Below are 20718 nucleotides of genomic sequence, written 5' to 3'. Positions count from 1 at the left end.
TCACAGCAGCTCCACTTTCGGTAGCCACACGCGAATCAGCGAAAACAGACGGTCCAGGTCGATGGGCTTGGCCAGGTAGTCGTTGGCCCCGGCGAGCAGGCAACGATCCTGGTCGTCTTTCATGGCCTTGGCGGTGACGGCAATGATCGGCAGCTTGGCGAAGCGCTTGTCCTTGCGGATCTCTTGCATAGCCGTGAAGCCGTCCATCTCCGGCATCATGATGTCCATCAGCACCAGGTCGATGTCATCGATGTCGCGCAGCTGGGCAATCGCCTCGTGGCCGTTGCGGGCGATCTCGATCAGCGCGCCCTTCTGCTCCAGCGCGCTGGTCAGGGCGAAGACATTGCGCACATCGTCGTCGACCACCAGGATCTTGCGACCCTCGAACGCCTTTTCGCGGCTGCGCACGCTCTTGAGCATCTTCTGCCGCTCCAGCGGCATGTCCGATTCGACCTTGTGCAAGAACAGCGTGACCTCGTCGAGCAAGCGCTCCGGCGATCGCGCGCCCTTGATGATGATCGAACGCGAATACTTCATCAGCGCCGCTTCTTCATCGCGGGTCAGGTTGCGTCCGGTGTACACGATGACCGGCGGGAACGAGCAGATCTCTTCCCGGGCCATGCGTTCGAGCAACTGGTGGCCGTCCATGTCGGGCAGTTTGAGGTCGATGATCATGCAATCGAAAACGGTCGAGTGCAGCAGCTCCAGCGCCTGCTCGCCAAACTCAACGGCCGTGATCTCGACATCGATGTCTTCGATCAGCCGCGACACGCTTTCGCGCTGGCGGGCGTCGTCTTCCACCAACAGGATGCGTTTGACCTTCTGCGCCAGCTTGGCTTCCAGCCGATCGAACACCTGCTTGAGATCATCCCGGCTGGCCGGCTTGAGCGCATAGCCTATCGCGCCCATCTGCAGGGCGGCCTCCTTGCGGTCTTCCACCGAGACGATGTGTACCGGTATATGCCGGGTGACCGGGTTTTCCTTGAGCCGCTCGAGCACGGTAAGGCCGGAGTGGTCCGGCAGGCGCATGTCCAGCAGGATCGCATCGGGTCGGTACTGGACCGCGGTGTCGAAGCCGGCATCGGCGTTTTGTGCGATCAGGCAGCTGTACTTCAGCTCCCGCGCCAGGTCGCGCAGGATGCAGGCGAACTGGGGGTCGTCCTCGATGACCAGGACCGAGCGCTCACCAGCGGAAACGACGCTGCGATCGTCGGCCAGCGCCGGGACTGCAGGCTGATCGGAACGCGGTTTGGCTGGCGGAGGCGCAGCGGGTGCGCGGGGCTCCTGCAGCACCATCGGCTCGGGCTCGGCCGGCATTGGCGCGGCCTCCGGCTGCAGTGCCGCGTCCGGCTCGCTGTAATGCTCCGGAACGATCAGGGTGAATACGCTTCCGGCGCCCGGTTCGCTGCTGACGTCGATGGTGCCGCCCAGCAGCTGGGCCAGCTCACGGGAAATCGACAGGCCGAGACCGGTGCCACCGTAACGCCGGTTGGTGGTGCCGTCGGCCTGACGGAACGCCTCGAAAATCACGGCTTGCTGCTCCTCGGGGATGCCGATGCCCGAATCCTGGACAGCGAAGGCCAGCTGGCGGTCATCGTGGCGGCTCACGCGCAGGATGATCGAACCCTGCTCCGTGAACTTGAAGGCGTTGGACAGCAGGTTCTTGAGGATCTGTTCGAGCCGCTGACGATCGCTGTAGAGGCTCGCCGGCAACCCATCGCCCAGCTCGACGTCGAACTGCAACGACTTGTCCAGCGCCTGGGCGAGGAACAGGCTTTTGAGGCCATCGACCATCCGCGCCAGCAATACCGGCTCGGGGTGCACATCGAGCTTGCCGGCCTCAACCTTGGAAATGTCGAGAATATCGTTGATCAGGTGGAGCAGATCGTTGCCGGCCGAATAGATGGAGCGGGCGAACTGCACCTGGTTGTCGTTCAGGTTGCCCTCCGGGTTGTCCGCCAGCAGCTTGGCAAGGATCAGCGAACTGTTCAGCGGCGTGCGCAATTCGTGCGACATGTTGGCGAGGAATTCGGACTTGTAACGGCTGGCACGCTGCAGTTCCTCGGCACGCTCCTCGAGCAGCAATTGCACCTCGTGCAGGCGCGTATTCTTCTGGTCCAGATCATCGCGCTGGCGTGCGAGTTCGAGGGCCTGGGTCGCGAGCTGCTCGTTGGTCTGCTCCAGCTCGGCCTGTTGTTCTTCCATGTGCGCCTGGGATTCACGCAGGGCGTTGGATTGCTCTTCCAACTCCTCGTTGGCGGCACGCAGCTCCTCTTGTTGCACCTGCAGCTCTTCGTTGAGCTGCTGGGTTTCGGCCAGTGCTCGCTGCAGACGCTGGCGATAGCGTGCGGCCTCGACAGCCGAGCCGATGCTTTCGCCGACGCGCCGCAGCAGCTCGCTGTCCTCATCGTGCAGCGGCCGCAGAAAGCCGAGTTCCAGCACGGCATTGAGCATGCCGCTGTCCTCCAGCGGCGCGATGAGCACCGACTGGGCATCGGCGCTGCCCAGCGCGGACCGCACCTTCAGGTAGCCGGGCGGAACACGGTCGAGCAGCAACATGCGACGCTCCAACGCCACCTGCCCCACCAGCCCTTCACCCAGTTCGAGGGTTCGGCCGCTGTTGAGCGTCTCCTTGTCCCAGCCGAACTCGGCAACGCGCTGCAACTTCCCGTCCTGGGTGACATAGAGCGCCCCCACTGCCACGTCGAGGTAGCGGGAGAGAAAACCGAGCACGTTTTGCCCCAGGGTCGGCAACGCCTGCTCGCCAATCATCGACTCGCTGAGCTGCGTCTGGCCGGTGCGATACCAGGCCTGCTTTTCCAGCGCCTGGGCATGAGCCTGCTGCCTGGCGAGGGTTTCGGCGTAACTCTCGGACAGGCTCAGCAGATCGCGGCGCCCGAAATAACCCAGCAACCCGCTGAAAATCAGGCTGAACAGCAGGAAGCCGCCGATCAGCGCCGTCGAGATGATTTCAGCGGTATCGGTGCGCTCGCTGCGGACCTGCCGCTCGTAGGCGATGAAGTCATTGAGCAACTGGCGCTGCTCCTCCTTGAGCTCCATCCCGCGGCGGCTGCGCACGTAGTCGACCACCGGCTCGTTGTTCGCACGGCGGGCGATCGCCTGCTCGGCGAAATCCACCCACTGGACGTGCAACTGCTCGACGCGCGCGACGCGCGCACGCTGTACCGGATCGTCGCTGGAGTAGCGTTTGATCTTGCCCAGTTGCTCGGAGAACGCCGGCAGGTTGGTTCGATAGGGCTGCAGGAACACCTCATCGCCCGAGATGAGATAGCCGCGCATCGAGGCTTCCAGTTCGCCTATCTCTTTCAGCATCTCATGCGCGTAGGAAACGCCCAGCACGGAGCGCTCCACCCAGTCGCTGACATTCAGCAGGAAGTAGACGATGACGCTGAAGAAAAACGCGCTGAGAAAACCGAAACCGATAGGAACCGCCACGTTGCGGTTCAGGATGCGCCTGAAGTAATTCTGATCGATGAAAGAGTCGCCCATCTGGTTCCTTCCTGAATACCGCCTCGATGACGGACACGCACAGCCGCGCGGGCAGCTGCGTGGCGCTGTTGCCAAACGCACTGATCCCTGCAAGTACTAGGTGATTCGCGTGAGATCGCCCCACGCACGTGAAAAGCGACCTCGGACTTTACACTGCCTCGCTGGTGAGCACAAAAAACCCGGCCGAACGGCCGGGCTAGACGCATCCAGTGCGGTTCTTCAACGCCGCGCGATGACCCACACCGCATGGATGATGCCCGGGATATAGCCCAGCAGCGTAAGCAGAATGTTCAGCCAGAAGGCGCCACCAAAGCCGACTTGCAGAAACACCCCCAGCGGGGGCAACAGTATCGCGATGATGATTCGAATCAGGTCCATTCGGGGCTCCTCGGGTCTCTATCGGCTAAAGCGTACTGTGAATCGACCCGATCGGCCCGGAGGGGTTCCTTGGCACACCATCGCCGCGTAGCCGCTGAGTGGCTAACGATCGGTGCGGGGCGCGTCGACGCGCTTGCGGCGTATGTTCACCCATGACAGCACTGCCAGCGCCAGCATCAGGCCGGCCAGGTTGAAGTTACCCACCAGCAGATAACCCAGCCCGGCCAGGGAACAGGCCACCAGGCCGATCCAGCGCACATAGCCCATCAGGGTGCGTACGGCCCCGCCGCCACGCTCGTCCCGCGGCGGCATCAGCGCGTCCCCGCCCGCATGCGCTCGAACTCCTTGGCGTCATGGCTGCAGAACAGCGTGACCTCGCCCTTGTGTTCCAGGGACAGCGTCCAGAGCCGATGCTGGTTAGCCAGGCGCGCCGGGCGGTCCACTTCCATCATGCGCTGATACAGACGCAGCCCCGGCGTGCAGTGGCGCTCGTTCTGGCCGACTTCGTCGCGATAGAAATAGGCATCGCCAGCGTGCAGCAGCCAACCTTCGCCGCTCTGCAGCGCGACACCGGCATGCCCGTGCGTATGGCCGGTCAGTGGAATCAGCAGAATTTCCGGAGGCAGCCCGCGCAATTCCCTGACCGCCTGGAAGCCGAACCAGGGATCGCCACCCGGCTCGTAGAACTGCCAGTTGCGTACCCCGTCCCATTGCGAGTGACGGTAGCGCTGATGACCGATGAAGCTGTGGGTGGCGCGCGCCGCATCCATTTCCCGCTGCAGCACGTGAACCTGCGCCGAGGGGAAATCCTCCAGCCCGCCCGCGTGGTCGAAATCCAGATGCGTCAGGAGGATATGACGGACATCTTCCGGGGCGAAACCGAGCTGGCGAACCTGCTCCAGCGCCGTCAGGCGGCGTTCGAACTTGATGTTGTTGAGCGCGATGAAGAAGGCACTCAGGCGCTTGCGCGGCTCCAGCACATCGCAGTGGCCGAAGCCGGTATCGACCAGCACCAGCCCGTGTCGCTCGGTCTCGATCAGCAGGCAATGGCACACCAGACTGGCGGTCAGCCCGGGGCTGAACCCATCGAACAAGCGCCCGCCCACCGGACACATGCAACCGCAGTTGAGGTGATGAACTCGCATAAGACTCTCCCACGCCGGGTCACGGGTCGCCGCACAAAAAAACGATCTCGTCTGAATTCTGAGGCCCGACCGCAGACCAGAGTTCAGCGCTTTTCTGCCCCGACCGCGGACCCTTTGCCGCAACAGGGTCCTGGTCCGCTGAACTATCCTCTTGGATACGACCGGCAGTTGCCGCCCACCCACCCCGGAGGAACGCGTCATGTGCAGCCGCCCTCACCATCAGCGGACCTGGCCGTCGGCACTGCTGTTGATGGCCTGGCTGGCCCTGGCCAGTGCAGCCCAGGCGGCAGCGCCCGTCACGGTCCTGCGGCTCGACGGCGTCATCGGGCCGGCCAGTGCCGACTATGTCGTCGCCGGCATCCAGCGTGCCGCGCAGCTCGATGCGCAGCTGCTGGTGCTGCAGCTCGATACGCCCGGCGGCCTCGACACCTCGATGCGAGCGATCATCAAGGCGATTCTCGCCAGTCCGGTGCCGATCGCGACCCATGTCACGCCGAGCGGAGCACGCGCTGCCAGCGCCGGGACCTACATGCTCTATGCCAGCCATGTCGCCGCGATGAGCCCGGGCACCAACCTGGGCGCTGCCACGCCCGTGCAGATCGGCGGAGCGCCGGGCGCGCCGCCCGAGCAACCCAGCGATGGCGAACCACCGGAAAACGAGGCCGACGGCGATGCCATGAGCCGCAAGCAGGTCAACGACGCCGCTGCCTACATCCGCGGCCTGGCGCAACTGCGCGGGCGCAACGCCGAATGGGCGGAGCGGGCGGTACGCGAAGCGGTCAGCCTCTCGGCCAGCGAGGCGCTGCAAACCGAGGTCATCGACTACCTGGCCACCGATCTGCAGGATCTGCTCAAGCAACTCGATGGCAAAACCCTGCGAACCAGCGCCGGCGAGCGAACGCTGAAGACCGCCAATGCCAGCCTCGATCGCTACGACCCCGATTGGCGCGTGCGGCTGCTGGCGGTGATCACCAACCCCAGCGTGGCGCTGATCCTGATGATGATTGGCGTCTATGGTCTGATCTTCGAATTCTCCAACCCCGGCACCGGTGCGGGCGGCGTGGTCGGCGGCATCTGCCTGTTGCTGGCGCTGTACTCGCTGCAGCTGCTGCCGGTCAGCTACGCCGGCGTGGCGCTGATCCTGCTGGGGCTTGGTTTCATGATCGCCGAGGCGTTCATCCCCAGCTTCGGCGTACTCGGCCTGGGCGGGATCGCGGCCTTCGTCACTGGTGCGGTGATCCTGTTCGATACCGATGTGCCGGGCTACGGCATTCCCCTGGCCCTGATCGGCACGCTGGCGGTGGTCAGCGCGCTGCTGCTGTTCGCCATCGTCAGCATGGCGCTCAAGGCACGCCGGCAGCGCCTGGTCAGCGGCGACGCCGAACTGGTCGGCCGCCTGGCGCCGGTCACCCGTATCCAGGCCAACGATCCCGCTTGCGGCTGGGTGCAGCTGCAGGGTGAGCACTGGCAGGTGGTCAGCCCGACGCCCTTGCACCTCGGTCAACGGGTCCGCGTCGTGGCCAGGCGCGGCCTGCAACTGGACGTCACTGCGGCCGATGCGCCGCCAACCGAGAAGAGGTGAACCATGGGTTTCGAAATGAGCTTCATCGCCGTGCTGGTGCTGCTGATCGCGCTACTGGCATCGGCGTTCCGCATCCTGCGTGAATACGAGCGCGGCGTGGTATTCCAGCTGGGCCGCTTCTGGAAGGTCAAAGGGCCGGGGCTGATCCTGGTGATTCCTGGGCTGCAACAGATGGTGCGCGTCGACCTGCGCACCCTGGTGCTCGACGTGCCGACCCAGGACGTGATTTCGCGCGATAACGTCTCGGTCAAGGTCAACGCGGTGGTGTATTACCGCGTGCTGGATGCCGAGAAGGCGATCATCCAGGTCGAGGACTATCACTCGGCGACCAGCCAGTTGGCGCAGACCACCTTGCGCGCCGTGCTCGGCAAGCACGACCTGGACGACATGCTGGCCGAACGCGAGCAGCTGAATAACGACATCCAGCAGGTGCTCGATGCCCAGACCGATGCCTGGGGCATCAAGGTGGCCAACGTCGAGATCAAGCACGTGGACCTGGATGAATCTATGATCCGCGCCATCGCCCGCCAGGCTGAGGCGGAACGCGAGCGGCGCGCCAAGGTCATTCATGCAGAGGGCGAGCTGCAAGCCTCGGAAAAACTGATGCAGGCGGCCGAAATGCTCGGTCGCCAGCCCGGCGCCATGCAACTGCGTTATATGCAGACGCTGAGCAACATCGCCGGCGACAAGAATTCCACCATCGTCTTCCCGCTGCCCATGGAACTGTTGCAGGGGCTGGACAAACTCACCAGGAAACCCGAGTAGCCTATGCGCCAAGCGCCCCCATCCCTTTCGCTGCTGTCCGTCCTCCTGCTGGTGCTGAGCCTGGCCGGCTGCGCAGCGTTCAGCCAGCGCGATCCACTCAACGTCCAGGTCGCCGGCCTCCAGCCATTGCCTGGGGAAGGGCTGGAGCTGCGCATGAACGTCAAACTGCGAATTCAGAACCCCAACGACATGGCGCTCGACTACAACGGCGTGGCGCTGGATCTGGACGTCAACGGTCGACGCCTGGCCAGCGGCGTCAGCGATGCGCGTGGCAGCGTGCCGCGCTTCGGTGAGACCGTCCTCAACGTTCCGGTGACCGTCTCGGCGTTTTCCGCCGCGCGCCAGGCGCTGGGGCTGGCCGAACACATCGGCATGGACGAAGTCCCCTACGTGCTGCGCGGCAAGCTGGCTGGCGGCCTGTTCGGCACTCAGCGCTTCACCGAGCGCGGCATCCTTGACCTGGAAAGCGGCCTGCCGAATCCCTATCGCCGTCGTTGAACACCGCGCCGCGACGTGAGCGGGCGCCACGAGTGGGTCGCGGCATTGCCGCGCTGCTCGCGGGTCGTCCGTCAGCCGTCTGGATAGCCTGCTTTTCAGTCCGCACGACAGCGGCCCGCGCGGCAGCGGTGGGCCTCATGGGTCGGATCTTCCTGCATGAGTTTGCGGGTCACGCCATTGGTCCATCCGAAACCGTCCTGCAGCGGGTACTCGCCACCGCCAGCGTGCTCGGCACTGGGGCGTAACACGTATTTTTCCACCAGCTTGCTTTCCCGCTCGTACAGCAGCGACACGATCTTCAGCCAGCGCTCCTCGATCTGCAGCGCCAACGCGTCATGGCCGTAATACTGCAGCCCGCGAATGCCGATCCACTGCAAGGGTGCCCAACCGTTGGGGCGATCCCACTGCTCGCCGGTGCCGCTCATCTCGGTGGTCGACAAGCCCCCCGGCGCCAGCAACCGGTCCCGAACGACGTCAGCGACCCGCGCCGCCTGTTGCTTGCTGGCGAGCTTGACGAACAACGGTGTCAGCGTCGCCGCGGTGAGGTTGTCGCGCCGCTGGTCGAGCGACCAGTCATAGTCGAAGTAGGCGCCCTGTTGCTCGTCCCACAGGTAACGATCGATCGCCGCGATACGCGCCTGGGCGCGCCGGCGAAACTCGTCGGCGCATGACTGCCAGCCTTTCGCCTCGCTGAGCCGGCAGATCTGGCGCTCGAGGTGATACAGAAAACAGTTCAGGTCGATCGGGACAATGTGGGTGGTGCGGATGCTCGAGAGCCGCTGGGGATCGCCCAGCCAGCGCGAACTGAAGTCCCAGCCCGATTCGGCCCCGGCGCGCAGGTCGCGATATACCTCATGGGCCGGCCGACTGGAGGAGCGCGCCGTTTCGACGTCCTCGAGGTAGGACTCCTCACGGGGCGTGTCGCGCTCGTCCCAGTAGCGGTTGAGCACGCTGCCGTCGGACAGGCAGACGCAGCGGCGGTGGGTTTCGCCGGGGCGCAGCTGATCGCCGCCCTCGGTCCAGAAGGCATGCTCCTTGCGCAACTGCGGAAGGTAGTCATGGGCCTTGTGCACGCCCGTCTCCTCGAACAGGTCGGTCATCAGCGCGAACACCGGCGGCTGCGAGCGGCTCAGGTAGTAGGAGCGGTTGCCGTTGGGTACGTGCCCGTAGGTGTCGATCAGGTAGGCGAAGTTGTCGGCCATGGACCTCAGCAGATCACAGTGTCCGCTCTCGTCCAGCCCGAGCATGGTGAAGTACGAATCCCAGTAGTACAGCTCGGTGAAACGCCCGCCAGGCACTACGTAATCGTGGGGCAACGGCAACAGCGAGGAGAACTCCGGATGCTTGCGTGGCTGGCGGGTCAGGACCGGCCACAGCCGATCGATGTGCTCGCTCAGGCTGTTGTCCGGGTCGGCGACGAACTCGGTCGGCTTGCGCTGGTAGACCTCGAAATGTTCGTGCACGAACGCCACAAGGTCGAACCCCGGCTCCTGGTTGCGCGCGCGGTAGGCCTCGAGAATCCGTTCGGGATGCTGACGCGGTGCGCAGTCGACGAAGGTCTTGCTGTCGGGAAACACCCGCTGCGTCTGCACCGCCACGAACAGTTCCTGATAACGGTCCGCCGGGGTCAGGGTATCGGCCGCGGAAACCGCATGGGTGTCGTAATCGAAGGGACTCAGATCGGTATCGGTCATTGCTCGCTGTAATTCCGTAGCAGCCCACCATCTATCACCAGTGTAGTACCGGTGATGTAGTCGGCCTCGTCCGAGGCCAGGTAGGCCACGGCTCCGGCCACGTCACGCGGCTGGCCGAGGCGCCCGGCGGGGATGTTGCCCAGTAGGCCGGCCAGTTTTTCCGGCTGGTTCATCGGCGTCTGGTTGATCGGCGTCTCGATCGCGCCCGGTGCGACGTTGTTGACGGTGATCCCCAGCGGCGCCAGCTCAATCGCCAGGTTGCGCATGAGCATCTTCAGCCCGCCCTTGCTGGCGCAGTAGCCGGTGAAGTTGGGAAACGGCAGCTCTTCGTGCACCGAACTGTTGTTGATGATCCGCCCGCCTCGGCCGGTGTCGCGCAGGTGCCGGGCGAACGCCTGGGCGAGGAAGAACGGCCCGCGCAGATTGACGTTGAGCACCAGGTCGTAATCGCCCTCGCCGGCCTCGAGGAACGGGCTGCGCCGCTGCACACCGGCATTGTTGACCAGGATATCGAGCCGGCCCATCTGCTCGATGGCTTGCGTCACCAACCGCTGGCATTCGGCGACCACCCCGACATCGGCGGCGATGAAACAGGCCTGCCGGCCGCATGCACGGACCTGCTCGAGGGTCTGCCGGGATTCGTCGTCATCGTGCCGGCCATTGATCACCAGATCCGCGCCCTCCTCGGCCAGGCGTACGGCGATGCCGCGCCCGATACCCTGGGAGCTGCCGGTAACCAGCGCGACCTTGTTCTGCAATTTCATCGCGAACCTCATGTGGCTGCAGGGCGCCGCTGCGCCCCTGGGTCTCATCTTGAGACGGGCTCGCGTCGGAGGCGTTCAACGCCGTCCGCGGGCCCGGCGGGCGATGGCCGCGCGCAACCGTCACAACGGCAGACAAACCCCTTGCTAGAGGCGCAAAATGGCCGGCTCTCCGCTGCTGCGTTCCGAGACACTCATGGCCACTGCCGATTTGCGTAAAGGGTATCTGTTGGGTCTGACGACCTTCTGCATCTGGGGCATGTTCCCGCTCTACTTCAAGGCCATCGAGCAGTACGCCGCGCTGGAGATCGTCACCCAGCGCGCCATCTGGTCGGCCTTGTTCGGCACCCTGGTGCTCATGGTGTGGCGTCATCCGGGCTGGTGGCAGGACCTGCTCGCGCATCCCCGGCGGATCGGCGTGCTGATGATCTCCAGCGTGCTGATCGCCTCCAACTGGCTGATCTACGTCTGGGCGGTGAACCACAACCACATGCTCGAAGCGAGCCTGGGCTACTACATCAATCCGCTGGTCAATGTGCTGCTCGGGCTGGTCGTGCTGCGCGAACGGATGCGTCCATTGCAGTGGCTGGCGGTGGCGATGGCAGCGATCGGCGTGGCGCTGCAGCTGATCACCCTTGGCGATTTCCCCTGGGTCTCCATTGCGCTGGCGCTGAGCTTCGGCAGCTACGGCCTGCTGCGCAAACAGGCCCCGGTGGCAGCGTTGCCGGGCCTGGTCGTGGAAACCTGGCTGCTACTGCCTATTGCCCTGGGCTGGTTGCTGTTCTTTGGCAGCGGCCCGAGCACAGAATGGGCCTTCTGGACCGATCCGCAAGCGCTCTGGCTGGTCGCGGCCGGGCCGGTGACGCTGTTGCCGCTGCTGTGCTTCAACGCCGCGGCACGCCACCTGCCCTATTCGACCCTGGGTTTTCTGCAATACATCACCCCGACGCTGCTGCTGGTGCTGGCCGTCTGGGTGTTCAACGAGCCGTTCCCCGCTGACCGCCAGCTCGCCTTCATCTGGATCTGGGCGGGCCTGGCGGTGTACAGCTATGACGCCTGGCGGCTAATGCGCAAGGGGCCTGTGACCTGAGGGGATTCACTCGGCCGGTTGCAGCTTGAGCTCGACCATCAATTCGTCGGCCAGGGTTTCCAGGTGCTGCTGCAGGTCATCCAGCGACAGGTCGGCCGGCACCGCCAGGCGCGCGTCGGCATGGAACAGCAGTTCGTTGGTCATCGGCGCGGGCAGGACGTCGGTGTTCAGGCTTTCGACATTGATGCCGTGCCCGGCCAGCAGGCGCGTGATATCGCGCACGATCCCGGCGCGGTCATTGCCGACCAGCTGCAACTGAATCATTCGCCAGCGGCGCTCGGGCACGTCGCCGCTGCGGGCGAATACCACCCGGATACCCTGCTGCTCCAATCGTTGTAGCGCATCGGTCAGGTCGACATGCGCGTCGGCTGGCACCGCGACCCGCAGTATCCCGGCAAATTGTCCGGCCATGCGCGACATACGGCTGTCCAGCCAGTTGCCGCCATGCTCGGCGATGCACTTGGCCACGCGTTCGACCAGCCCTGGCTGATCCTCGGCGATGACGGTTAGGACGAGATGATCCATCGATGACTCCTCTGGCTATGGACGGCGACGGCGCGCTTAACGGTGGGCATGGACCGCGCTTGGCGTCCTGCCCCCTAGGTATAGAACAATCTACCGCCATCGCCGCGCAGAGCCAGTTTTTTCATGCGCATCGAGCGCTGGCTCGTGCTCCGGCGATGCGTCTCGAACGGTCCCTTTGGCGGACTGATTTTCCAAACGGCTTCATGTAGTATCCGCCGACCCGGACTACAAGAAGAGCTGTCCGACGGATTTGAAGAAGAACCAAGTGAGGCAAGAGATGACTGAGCGCGTTGAAGTCGGTGGCCTGCAGGTCGCCAAAGTCCTGTACGACTTCGTGAACAACGAAGCGATTCCTGGTACCGGTATTGACGCCGATGCCTTCTGGACCGGCGCATCCAGCGTCATCCACGACCTGGCGCCGAAGAACCGTGCGCTGCTGGCCAAGCGTGACGACCTGCAAGCGCAGATCGATGCCTGGCACCAGGCCCGCGCCGGTCAGGCTCACGATCCGGTGGCCTACAAAGCCTTCCTGCAGGACATCGGTTACCTGCTGCCGGAAGCCGAAGACTTCCAGGCCACTACACAAAACGTCGACGAAGAAATCGCCCGCATGGCCGGCCCGCAGCTGGTCGTGCCGATCATGAATGCACGCTTTGCCCTGAACGCGGCCAATGCCCGCTGGGGCTCGCTGTATGACGCGCTCTACGGCACCGACGTGATTTCCGAAGAAGACGGCGCCAGCAAGGGCCCGGGCTACAACGAAGTGCGTGGCAACAAGGTCATCGCCTATGCACGTGCCTTCCTCGATCAAGCCGCGCCGCTGGAAAACGGCTCCCACGCCGACTCCACCGGCTACCGCATCGACGGCGGCAAGCTGGTCGTGGCCCTGAAGAACGGCAGCACCACCGGCCTGCAGAATCCGGAACAACTGCGCGGCTTCCAGGGCGCCGCAGATGCGCCGATCGCCGTGCTGCTCAAGCACAACGGCATCCACTTCGAAATCCAGATCGACCCCACCAGCCCCATCGGCCAGACCGATGCCGCCGGCGTCAAAGACGTGCTGATGGAATCGGCGCTGACCACCATCATGGACTGCGAAGACTCCATCGCCGCTGTTGATGCCGATGACAAGACCCTCGTCTACCGCAACTGGCTCGGCCTGATGAAAGGCGACCTGGTCGAGGAACTGGAAAAGGGCGGCAAGCGCATCACCCGCGCCATGAACCCCGACCGCGTCTACACCCAGGCCGACGGCAACGGCGAGCTGACCCTGCACGGCCGCTCGCTGCTGTTCATCCGCAACGTTGGTCACCTGATGACCAACGACGCCATCCTCGACAAGGAAGGCAACGAAGTGCCCGAAGGCATCATGGACGGCCTGTTCACCAGCTTGATCGCCCTGCACAACCTCAAGGGCAACACCACCCGCGCCAACAGCCGCACCGGTTCGATGTACATCGTCAAGCCGAAGATGCACGGCCCGGAAGAAGTGGCCTTCGCCACCGAGCTGTTCGGCCGCGTCGAAGACGTGCTCGGCCTACCGCGCAACACCCTCAAGGTCGGCATCATGGACGAGGAGCGCCGTACCACGATCAACCTCAAGGCGTGCATCAAGGAAGCGCGTGAGCGCGTAGTGTTCATCAACACCGGCTTCCTCGACCGCACCGGCGATGAAATCCACACCTCCATGGAAGCCGGCCCGGTCGTGCGCAAGGCGGCGATGAAGTCGGAGAAGTGGATCGGCGCCTACGAAAACAACAACGTGGACGTGGGCCTGGCCTGTGGTCTGCAAGGCAAGGCGCAGATCGGCAAGGGCATGTGGGCCATGCCGGATCTGATGGCAAGCATGATCGAGCAGAAGATCGGTCATCCCATGGCCGGCGCCAACACCGCCTGGGTACCGTCGCCGACCGCCGCGACGCTGCATGCCATGCACTACCACAAGGTCGATGTATTCGCCCGCCAGGCCGAACTGGCCAAGCGCGAGAAGGCGTCGGTCGACGACATCCTCACCATCCCCTTGGCGCCAAGCACCGACTGGAGCGAAGAGGAAAAGCGCAACGAGCTGGACAACAACGCCCAGGGCATCCTCGGCTACGTGGTCCGCTGGATCGATGCCGGTGTCGGCTGCTCGAAAGTGCCGGACATCAATGATGTCGCGCTGATGGAAGACCGCGCCACCCTGCGCATCTCCAGCCAGCATATGGCCAACTGGCTGCGTCACGGTGTAGTGACGCAGGAGCAGGTCGTAGAAAGCCTCAAGCGCATGGCACCGGTGGTCGACCGTCAGAATGCCGGTGACCCGACCTACCGCCCATTGGCCCCGGACTTCGACAACAACGTCGCCTTCCAGGCCGCGCTGGAACTGGTGCTGGAAGGCACCAAGCAGCCCAACGGCTACACCGAGCCGGTCCTGCATCGCCGCCGCCGCGAGTTCAAGGCCAAGAACGGTCTGTAAACCACGCCGCAGCACGATGAAAAGCCGCCCTTCGGGGCGGTTTTTTTTGCCTGGAAATCCGTCCAACGGCGCTCAAGTTCGATCTCGAGCAACCGATAACGTGACCGATTCAGCAATTTCAGTCACAATTCCTCCGACTGATGCCATTCAGCCATCAGTCGCCATCTCGCCGTATCCGCCGCAGTCGTGGAGTAGATGCATGTTCAAGAATTTCTCGCTGACCGCGAAGTTGTCGCTGGTGCCCGCCGTCGCGCTACTCGGGTTGATCCTCTACGTCGGCTACACCTCGCTGCAGCTGTCGGCGACCGACTCGCGGCTAGTGGCCTTGGAAACCCAGAGCTATCCGACCCTGGAAAAGGCCGATGCGGTGATTTTCCAGTTTTCGCGCATACCGGGCTTGCTGAACAATGCGGTCGCGGCGGGTGAGCCAGGAATTCTTGACGAAGCTCGCGAGGTGCTGGGCGAGATCGATGCCGAGCAGCAAGCCTTGGGGGCTCTGCTGAGCAGCCAGCCACAACGCCGACAGGCGCTCGACAGCTGGCGCAGTGCGGTGAAGACCTACGCCGAGAATGCTCTGAGCGCCTCGACCAAGCTGATCGACGGCAGCGCTTCCTTTGACGACCTGCGGCCGAACCTCGACCGCATGGCCAGCGACCTGAGCCAGGCGCAGAAGCTTGCGGCCGACTTCCGGACCGGCGCCTATCAGGACTTCCAGCAAACCCTGGCGGAGACCCGCGAAGCCAACGCGCGGACAACCCGCCTCGGCATCATTCTGAGTCTGGTGCTCATCGTGGTGGTCGGCCTCGGGGCCTGGCTGGTGATTCGCAGCGTGATGGCCAACGTGCGTGGCGTCATCGCCTCGCTACAAGCCATCGCTCGCGGCGACGGTGACCTGACCCGCCGGGTGAATGTCGAGTCGAACGACGAAATCGGCGCGATGATCGAGCTGTTCAATGGCTTTCTCGACAAGCTGCAGCGCACCATTCGCCAGATCATCGAGGCGGCCAGCCCGCTCGGTCAGGTATCGAAAGAGCTGTACAAGCTGACCCAGGGTTCGGAAGAGAACGCCAAGTCGCAGCAGCACCATACCGATTCGATCACCCGCGACATCCTCACCATGACCGGCAGCATCCAGGAGGTTGCGCAGCGCTCGCAGCAGGCCTCCGACGAAGCCAACTCGGCCGCCCGTCAGGCCGCCACCGCGCGTGACCATATCGGCAGCCTCGCCAGCGGCATCAGCGACCTTGGCACCAGTGTGATGAGTGCCGTGCAAGCCATGGAGCAACTGGAGGAGGAAACCCAGGAAGTCGGCTCGGTGCTGACCGTGATCCGCAGCATCGCCGAACAGACCAACCTGCTGGCGCTCAATGCGGCCATCGAAGCCGCCCGTGCCGGCGAACAGGGCCGTGGTTTTGCCGTGGTCGCCGACGAAGTGCGCAACCTCGCACAAAAGACCGCGGCCTCCACCGCCGAGATTCAGCAGATCATCCAGCGCCTGCAATCGAGCGCCAACACCGTGCTCAACGTGATGACCAGCAATGGCGAGAAGTCGCGCTCGAGCATCGAACGCTCGGTCGAGGCGACTCAGCTGCTCGAAACCATCGCGCTCACCGTCAACCAGATCGACGAACTCAACGCCGGCATCGCTCAGTTCACCCAGGAGCAGATCGGGCTGTCGAGTTCCATCCAACAAGAAACCCAAGTGTTGCAGCAGGACGCACAAGCAACCGCAAACGGCGCCGAAGCCACTGCCCGTCTGGGCGAGCAACTGGTCAGCACGGGCGATCACCTGCGTGCGGCCACGGCCCAATTCCGCGTTTAAATTGCTTTAGGAGCAACCTGATGACCGCAGTACGTGTTATCGGCCTGGCAGCCGTTTGCCTGGCAACCACTCAAGCCTTCGCCCTGGAACAGGGTGAGCATCGTTTCAACGGCTTCGGCACCGTCGGCGTGTCCCATCTGGGCGGCGAAGACGACGGCCGCAGCTATGGCATACAAGGCCAGACCAACGATTCCTGGCGCGGCGATCAACTGTCCAAGTTCGGCGCGCAGCTGAGCTATGGCATTACCGACACCGTTGGCGTGACCGTTCAGACCACCGCCAAGGCCCAGCAGGATGAGTGGAAGGCCAACCTCGAGTGGGCCTACCTGTCCTGGCAAGCCAACGACCAGCTGATGCTCCGCGCCGGCCGCCTGCGCAGCCCGATCTACATGTATTCCGAAAGCCTCGACGTCGGCTACAGCTACCCTTGGCTGCGCCTGCCCGACGAGGTCTACAGCCAGGTCCAGGTGACCAGCTACGAAGGTGTCGACGCGATCTACACCCTGCCGCTGTCCTACGGCTCGGTGACCTTCCAGCTGGCCGGCGGCCAGGCGAAGAACCGTGACTACTACGCCTACGACGAGCAGTTCGATATCGACTACGGCAACCTGTTCGGCGCCAGCGTGAGCCTGGCCACCAACGATTTCGGTACGCTGCGCATCGGCTATGTCGAAGCGGACATCAAGACCGATATCAGCGGCACGGTGGATGCCTCGGTGATCGGCCTGGGTACTAACCGGACGCTGTCGCTGCTGAACCTCGACAAGGAAAAAGGCAAGTTCACCTCAATCGGCTACCAGTACGACAACGGTACCTGGGTCAGCAGCAACGAGTGGACCTCGCGCATGATCGAGAACGACGGCATGGAGTCGACCGATTCCTTCTACCTGATGGGTGGCCGCCGTTTCGGCGACTTCCTGCCACACGTCACCTACGCGCAGTTGGATGACAACGGTGGTCGTCAGAATTCATGGACCCTGGGCCTGAACTACCAGGCCGCCCCGACCGTCGTGGTCAAAGGCGAGTACAAGCGCGTCGATACCCAGAATGGCTATGACGGGGTCTTCACCCGCAACGCCCAGGAAGTGTTCGAGAACGCCATCGGCGTTGCCCCGGCCCGCAACTACGACGGCGACATCGTTTCCGTCGGCGTCGATTTCGTATTTTGAGGAGCGTCCCGATGAAAGCATCCCTTCGCATCCTCAGCAGCGCCGCACTGTTTGGCATGGCTTCCCTGGCTCAGGCCGAGGTCGCCGTGATCGTCAATCCAGGCGCGGCCAAAGCGCCGTCGCAGTCCGACGTCGCCAACATCTTCCTGGGCAAGGACAAGTCCATGAAGGGCGTCGACATCAAGGACTGGACACCGGCCAAGGAAAGCTTCTACTCGGCAGTGACCAGCAAGAACGAGTCGCAGCTGAAGTCCTACTGGTCCGGCCTGGTGTTCACCGGTAAAGGCCAGCCAATGGCCAGCGTCGCCGACGACGCGGCGGTGGTCGCCAAGGTTGCGGCCGAAGCCGACGCCATTGGCTACGTTGACAGCGCCGCGGTCAACAGCTCGGTCAAGGTACTGTTTACCCTGCCGTAAGCTGACGTCGCATCCGCAGGCCGCACCCAGCGGCCTGGCCGCACAAAAGAACCCCGCCGCTGGCGGGGTTTCTTTTTTGGGTGTGGGTAGTGTTGCCGACGCGTCGAATGCGCTGACCCGTATCAGCCCACCGCGACCGGCACGCGACTAGACTTACGTCCAATGTGCCCTGACGGCCCCACCGCCCACCATTGGGCGTAAAAAATGGAAGCGACCCATGAGCAAAGCCGATGCTTTCGCCGAGGCAGGCAAGACCGCTGTGCTGCAGAACATCCATGGCACCATGGAATTCCTGCGCAAGTATCCGCCGTTCAACCAGATGGAGCCGGGACATCTGGCCTATCTGGTGGAGAACTGCCAGCTGCGCTTCTACAGCGAAGGCGACTGCATCATTTCGCCGGATGACGGTGTGGTCGAGCACTTCTATATCGTCAAACAGGGCCGGGTGCACGGCCAGCGTCCGCATACCAGCAAACGCGGCACCGACACCACCTTCGAGGTGATCGTCGGCGAGTGCTTCCCGATGGCAGCGCTGATGGGCGAACGGGCCACCCGCACCGGCCACTTTGCCGCCGAGGACACCTTCTGCTATCTGCTGAGCAAGCCAGCCTTCGTCAAGCTGGTCTCCAAGTCCGCCGCGTTCCGTGACTTCGCCATGCGCGGTGTCAGCAGCCTGCTCGACCTGGTCAACCAGCAGGCACAGATGCGCGCCGTCGAGAGCCTGGGCGAGCAGTATTCGCTGGAGACGCGTATTGGCGAGCTGGCGCTGCACCATCCGGTGTCCTGCTTGCCGTCGATGCCGTTGGCCGAGGCGGTCAGCCTGATGCACCTGAACAATGTCGGCAGCGTGGTCATCACCGACGCAGAACTGCACCCGCAAGGCATCTTCACGCTGCGCGACCTGCGCCGGGTGATCGGCACCGGCACCACCGACCTGTCCGCCCCGATCGCCCAATTCATGACGCAGGACCCGTTCCATCTGCCGCCGGATGCGACCGCGTTCGATGCCGCGATTGCCATGACCGAGCGGCACATCGCCCACGTCTGCGTCGTCGAAGGTGGTCTGTTGCGCGGCGTGATTTCCGAGCGCGACCTGTTCTCCCTGCAGCGCGTCGACCTGGTCCACCTGGCCCAGGCCCTCTCCCACGCCGACAGCGTCGAGACGCTGGTGATCATCCGCGGCCGCATTCTGCAACTGGTCGACAACATGCTCGCCCACGGCGCCTCGTCGACGCAGATCACCCACATCATCACGCTGCTCAACGACCACACCGTCTGCCGGGTGATCGAGCTGGCAATCGAGGCGCTCGGCGATCCGGGAATTGCATTCACCTGGCTGTGCTTCGGAAGCGAGGGGCGCCGGGAGCAGACACTGCATACCGATCAGGACAACGGCATCCTGTTCGAAGCCAGCGATGGCGCTGCGGCGGCGCTGATCCGCGGACGCTTGCTGCCGCTTGCCGAACGCATCAACCAGGACCTCAATACCTGCGGCTTCACCCTGTGCAAAGGCAACATCATGGCCAGCAACCCGCAGTTGTGCCTGTCTCGCCAGGAGTGGCAGCGCCGATTCAGTTCGTTCATTCGCGAGTCAACTCCAGAAAACCTGCTCAGCAGCAGCATCTTCTTCGACCTGCGTGCGGTCTGGGGGCCAAGCGAAGGCTGCGAGCAGCTGCGCCGCGGCATGCTCGAAGAGATCGGCGACAATCGTCTGTTCCAGCGCATGCTGGCCGAGAACGCGCTGCGCCATCGTCCACCGGTCGGGCGGTTTCGTGATTTCGTGGTCACCCGCAAGGGCGAGGGCAAGGCGACCCTGGACCTCAAGGTGCAGGGCCTCACGCCCTTCGTCGACGGGGCCCGCCTGCTCGCCCTGAGTCACGGCATCGCCACCTGCAACACCCTCGACCGACTGCGCCAACTGGTCGAGCACGATGTGATCGACGAAAAGGACGGCGCGGCCTATGAGGAGGCCTATCATTTCATCCAGCAGACGCGCATGCAGCAGCATCAACAGCAGGCGCGCGACGGCCGGCCGTATTCCAACCGGCTGGACCCGGATAACCTCAACCATCTGGATCGCCGCATCCTTCGTGAGTCCTTTCGCCAGGCCCAGCGCCTGCAAAGCAGCCTGGCGGTTCGCTATCAGTTATGAATATGCCCTGGTTCAGACGACGCGGCCCCATCCTCACCCTGGAACAACTGCAGCGACGCGAGCAATTGCGTGCACCCGCGGCCTTGGACCAGAGCCCGTTGCCGGCGCAACGCATGGTGGTGCTCGACCTGGAAACCAGCGGTCTGGACATGCGCCGGGACGTCGTGCTGTCCATTGGTGCCGTGGTTATCGAACAGGGCGCGATCGATCTCGGCCACCAGTTCGAATCAACCCTGTTGCGCCCGGCGCAGAAGCTCAGCGAAAGCGTCCTGATACACGGCATCGCGCCGAGTGCGCTGGAAGCTGGCGAGGAGCCGGCCGAAGCGCTGCTGGATTTCATGGAGTTCGTCGGTGACAGCCCGATCCTGGCGTTTCACGCCTGCTTCGACCAACGCATGCTGGCGCGCGCGCTGAAACAGGCGCTCGGCTACAAGCTGCGCCACCCGTTCATCGATGTCGCCGAGCTCGCACCGATGCTGTGCCCGGACCGGCGGCCAAGACAGAACCATCTCGATGACTGGTGCACCCATTTCGGCCTGCAGGTGCTGCAGCGCCATCACGCCAGCGCCGATGCGCTGGTGACAGCCGAACTGGCACTGATCCTGATGAGCAAAGCGAGACGACAGGGCCTCGATAACCTGAGCACGGTGACCCAGCGCCTGGCCAACTGGCGGCAGCGGCAGCACGCAAGCTTTATGTAGCGCGATGCAGCCTGCCGCTGGGCCGAGAGTCGACGGCGCCCGTTGCGCCCAT

At 63.9% G+C, this 20718-nt stretch carries 17 protein-coding genes; 10 read left to right on the top strand and 7 right to left on the bottom strand.

Features of this window, described 5'->3' with window-relative positions; translation table 11 throughout:
- The 4 genes from KVO92_RS13180 to KVO92_RS13165 all read right to left on the bottom strand — a co-directional run bounded on the left by KVO92_RS13180 (position 1) and on the right by KVO92_RS13165 (position 5033).
- Positions 1-3510 (bottom strand): response regulator, encoded by a 3510-nt coding sequence (locus KVO92_RS13180; protein WP_217476079.1) that lies wholly within the window; start codon positions 3508-3510, stop codon positions 1-3.
- A 219-nt stretch (positions 3511-3729) separates the two neighbouring features.
- On the bottom strand, positions 3730-3888 hold the full coding sequence (locus KVO92_RS13175) for a YqaE/Pmp3 family membrane protein (protein ID WP_090225571.1): 159 nt from the start codon (positions 3886-3888) through the stop codon (positions 3730-3732).
- A 102-nt stretch (positions 3889-3990) separates the two neighbouring features.
- Positions 3991-4200, bottom strand: a complete 210-nt coding sequence (locus tag KVO92_RS13170) for a hypothetical protein (protein ID WP_217476078.1) — start codon at positions 4198-4200, stop codon at positions 3991-3993.
- Positions 4200-5033 carry an MBL fold metallo-hydrolase gene (locus KVO92_RS13165; protein WP_217476077.1) on the bottom strand — a complete coding sequence of 278 codons (834 nt, stop codon included), beginning with the start codon at positions 5031-5033 and terminating at the stop codon, positions 4200-4202. The genes KVO92_RS13170 and KVO92_RS13165 overlap by 1 nt, the downstream gene beginning before the upstream one ends.
- Before the next feature lie 199 nt (positions 5034-5232).
- Between KVO92_RS13165 and KVO92_RS13160 the strand changes: the two genes are divergently transcribed.
- Genes KVO92_RS13160 through KVO92_RS13150 form a run of 3 tightly spaced genes read left to right on the top strand, consistent with a single transcriptional unit; the run spans position 5233 to position 7878 of the window.
- Complete coding sequence (locus KVO92_RS13160; RefSeq protein ID WP_423836233.1) at positions 5233-6615, top strand: NfeD family protein; 1383 nt, start codon at positions 5233-5235, stop codon at positions 6613-6615.
- Between the two features lie 3 nt (positions 6616-6618).
- A complete protein-coding gene (locus KVO92_RS13155) occupies positions 6619-7380 on the top strand; it encodes a slipin family protein (RefSeq protein WP_217476076.1) in 762 nt (253 codons plus the stop codon).
- Positions 7381-7383: 3 nt separating this feature from the next.
- Entirely contained in the window at positions 7384-7878 is a 495-nt protein-coding gene (locus KVO92_RS13150; protein ID WP_217476075.1) for an LEA type 2 family protein, read from the top strand.
- Positions 7879-7973: 95 nt separating this feature from the next.
- Here the strand turns inward: KVO92_RS13150 and treF are convergent, their stop codons facing one another.
- Both treF and KVO92_RS13140 read right to left on the bottom strand, forming a co-directional pair.
- A complete protein-coding gene (gene treF / locus KVO92_RS13145) occupies positions 7974-9572 on the bottom strand; it encodes an alpha,alpha-trehalase TreF (protein ID WP_217476074.1) in 1599 nt (532 codons plus the stop codon).
- Positions 9569-10336: an SDR family NAD(P)-dependent oxidoreductase gene (locus tag KVO92_RS13140; protein ID WP_217476073.1), complete on the bottom strand. Its 768-nt coding sequence runs from the start codon at positions 10334-10336 to the stop codon at positions 9569-9571. The genes treF and KVO92_RS13140 overlap by 4 nt, the downstream gene beginning before the upstream one ends.
- Positions 10337-10529: 193 nt before the next feature.
- Between KVO92_RS13140 and rarD the strand changes: the two genes are divergently transcribed.
- Positions 10530-11423: an EamA family transporter RarD gene (rarD, locus tag KVO92_RS13135; RefSeq protein ID WP_217476072.1), complete on the top strand. Its 894-nt coding sequence runs from the start codon at positions 10530-10532 to the stop codon at positions 11421-11423.
- A 6-nt stretch (positions 11424-11429) separates the two neighbouring features.
- Here rarD and KVO92_RS13130 read toward each other — a convergent pair whose 3' ends face one another.
- On the bottom strand, positions 11430-11948 hold the full coding sequence (locus tag KVO92_RS13130) for a glycine cleavage system protein R (protein WP_217476071.1): 519 nt from the start codon (positions 11946-11948) through the stop codon (positions 11430-11432).
- Between the two features lie 277 nt (positions 11949-12225).
- Between KVO92_RS13130 and KVO92_RS13125 the strand changes: the two genes are divergently transcribed.
- The 6 genes from KVO92_RS13125 to KVO92_RS13100 all read left to right on the top strand — a co-directional run bounded on the left by KVO92_RS13125 (position 12226) and on the right by KVO92_RS13100 (position 20666).
- The gene (locus KVO92_RS13125; protein ID WP_217476070.1) at positions 12226-14406 is read left to right on the top strand and encodes a malate synthase G; all 2181 of its coding nucleotides are present in this window, start codon (positions 12226-12228) and stop codon (positions 14404-14406) included.
- A gap of 199 nt (positions 14407-14605) precedes the next feature.
- A complete protein-coding gene (locus KVO92_RS13120) occupies positions 14606-16228 on the top strand; it encodes a methyl-accepting chemotaxis protein (protein ID WP_217476069.1) in 1623 nt (540 codons plus the stop codon).
- Positions 16229-16248: 20 nt separating this feature from the next.
- The gene (locus KVO92_RS13115; RefSeq protein ID WP_217476068.1) at positions 16249-17397 is read left to right on the top strand and encodes a hypothetical protein; all 1149 of its coding nucleotides are present in this window, start codon (positions 16249-16251) and stop codon (positions 17395-17397) included.
- An 11-nt stretch (positions 17398-17408) separates the two neighbouring features.
- Positions 17409-17813, top strand: coding sequence for a phosphate ABC transporter substrate-binding protein (locus KVO92_RS13110; RefSeq protein WP_217476067.1), 405 nt, complete (start codon positions 17409-17411; stop codon positions 17811-17813).
- 217 nt (positions 17814-18030) lie between these two features.
- Positions 18031-19965, top strand: a complete 1935-nt coding sequence (locus KVO92_RS13105) for a putative nucleotidyltransferase substrate binding domain-containing protein (RefSeq protein ID WP_217476066.1) — start codon at positions 18031-18033, stop codon at positions 19963-19965.
- Complete coding sequence (locus KVO92_RS13100; protein ID WP_217476065.1) at positions 19962-20666, top strand: 3'-5' exonuclease; 705 nt, start codon at positions 19962-19964, stop codon at positions 20664-20666. Before KVO92_RS13105 ends, KVO92_RS13100 begins: the two co-directional genes overlap by 4 nt.
- The last annotated feature ends 52 nt before the right edge of the window (positions 20667-20718 follow it).

This window comes from Stutzerimonas stutzeri, from assembly GCF_019090095.1.
In the GTDB taxonomy this organism is placed as follows: domain Bacteria; phylum Pseudomonadota; class Gammaproteobacteria; order Pseudomonadales; family Pseudomonadaceae; genus Stutzerimonas; species Stutzerimonas stutzeri_AN.
Note: the sequence above shows the minus strand (reverse complement) of the source record. Positions and strands in the feature narration are given on the sequence as shown.

Excerpts from the sequence above, each read along its gene's own strand:
- KVO92_RS13180 (WP_217476079.1), bottom strand. The coding sequence starts at position 3,510 with ATGGGCGACTCTTTCATCGATCAGAATTACTTCAGGCGCATCCTGAAC.
- KVO92_RS13175 (WP_090225571.1), bottom strand. The coding sequence starts at position 3,888 with ATGGACCTGATTCGAATCATCATCGCGATACTGTTGCCCCCGCTGGGG.
- KVO92_RS13170 (WP_217476078.1), bottom strand. The coding sequence starts at position 4,200 with ATGCCGCCGCGGGACGAGCGTGGCGGCGGGGCCGTACGCACCCTGATG.
- KVO92_RS13165 (WP_217476077.1), bottom strand. The coding sequence starts at position 5,033 with ATGCGAGTTCATCACCTCAACTGCGGTTGCATGTGTCCGGTGGGCGGG.
- KVO92_RS13160 (WP_423836233.1), top strand. The coding sequence starts at position 5,233 with ATGTGCAGCCGCCCTCACCATCAGCGGACCTGGCCGTCGGCACTGCTG.
- KVO92_RS13155 (WP_217476076.1), top strand. The coding sequence starts at position 6,619 with ATGGGTTTCGAAATGAGCTTCATCGCCGTGCTGGTGCTGCTGATCGCG.
- KVO92_RS13150 (WP_217476075.1), top strand. The coding sequence starts at position 7,384 with ATGCGCCAAGCGCCCCCATCCCTTTCGCTGCTGTCCGTCCTCCTGCTG.
- treF (WP_217476074.1), bottom strand. The coding sequence starts at position 9,572 with ATGACCGATACCGATCTGAGTCCCTTCGATTACGACACCCATGCGGTT.
- KVO92_RS13140 (WP_217476073.1), bottom strand. The coding sequence starts at position 10,336 with ATGAAATTGCAGAACAAGGTCGCGCTGGTTACCGGCAGCTCCCAGGGT.
- rarD (WP_217476072.1), top strand. The coding sequence starts at position 10,530 with ATGGCCACTGCCGATTTGCGTAAAGGGTATCTGTTGGGTCTGACGACC.
- KVO92_RS13130 (WP_217476071.1), bottom strand. The coding sequence starts at position 11,948 with ATGGATCATCTCGTCCTAACCGTCATCGCCGAGGATCAGCCAGGGCTG.
- KVO92_RS13125 (WP_217476070.1), top strand. The coding sequence starts at position 12,226 with ATGACTGAGCGCGTTGAAGTCGGTGGCCTGCAGGTCGCCAAAGTCCTG.
- KVO92_RS13120 (WP_217476069.1), top strand. The coding sequence starts at position 14,606 with ATGTTCAAGAATTTCTCGCTGACCGCGAAGTTGTCGCTGGTGCCCGCC.
- KVO92_RS13115 (WP_217476068.1), top strand. The coding sequence starts at position 16,249 with ATGACCGCAGTACGTGTTATCGGCCTGGCAGCCGTTTGCCTGGCAACC.
- KVO92_RS13110 (WP_217476067.1), top strand. The coding sequence starts at position 17,409 with ATGAAAGCATCCCTTCGCATCCTCAGCAGCGCCGCACTGTTTGGCATG.
- KVO92_RS13105 (WP_217476066.1), top strand. The coding sequence starts at position 18,031 with ATGAGCAAAGCCGATGCTTTCGCCGAGGCAGGCAAGACCGCTGTGCTG.
- KVO92_RS13100 (WP_217476065.1), top strand. The coding sequence starts at position 19,962 with ATGAATATGCCCTGGTTCAGACGACGCGGCCCCATCCTCACCCTGGAA.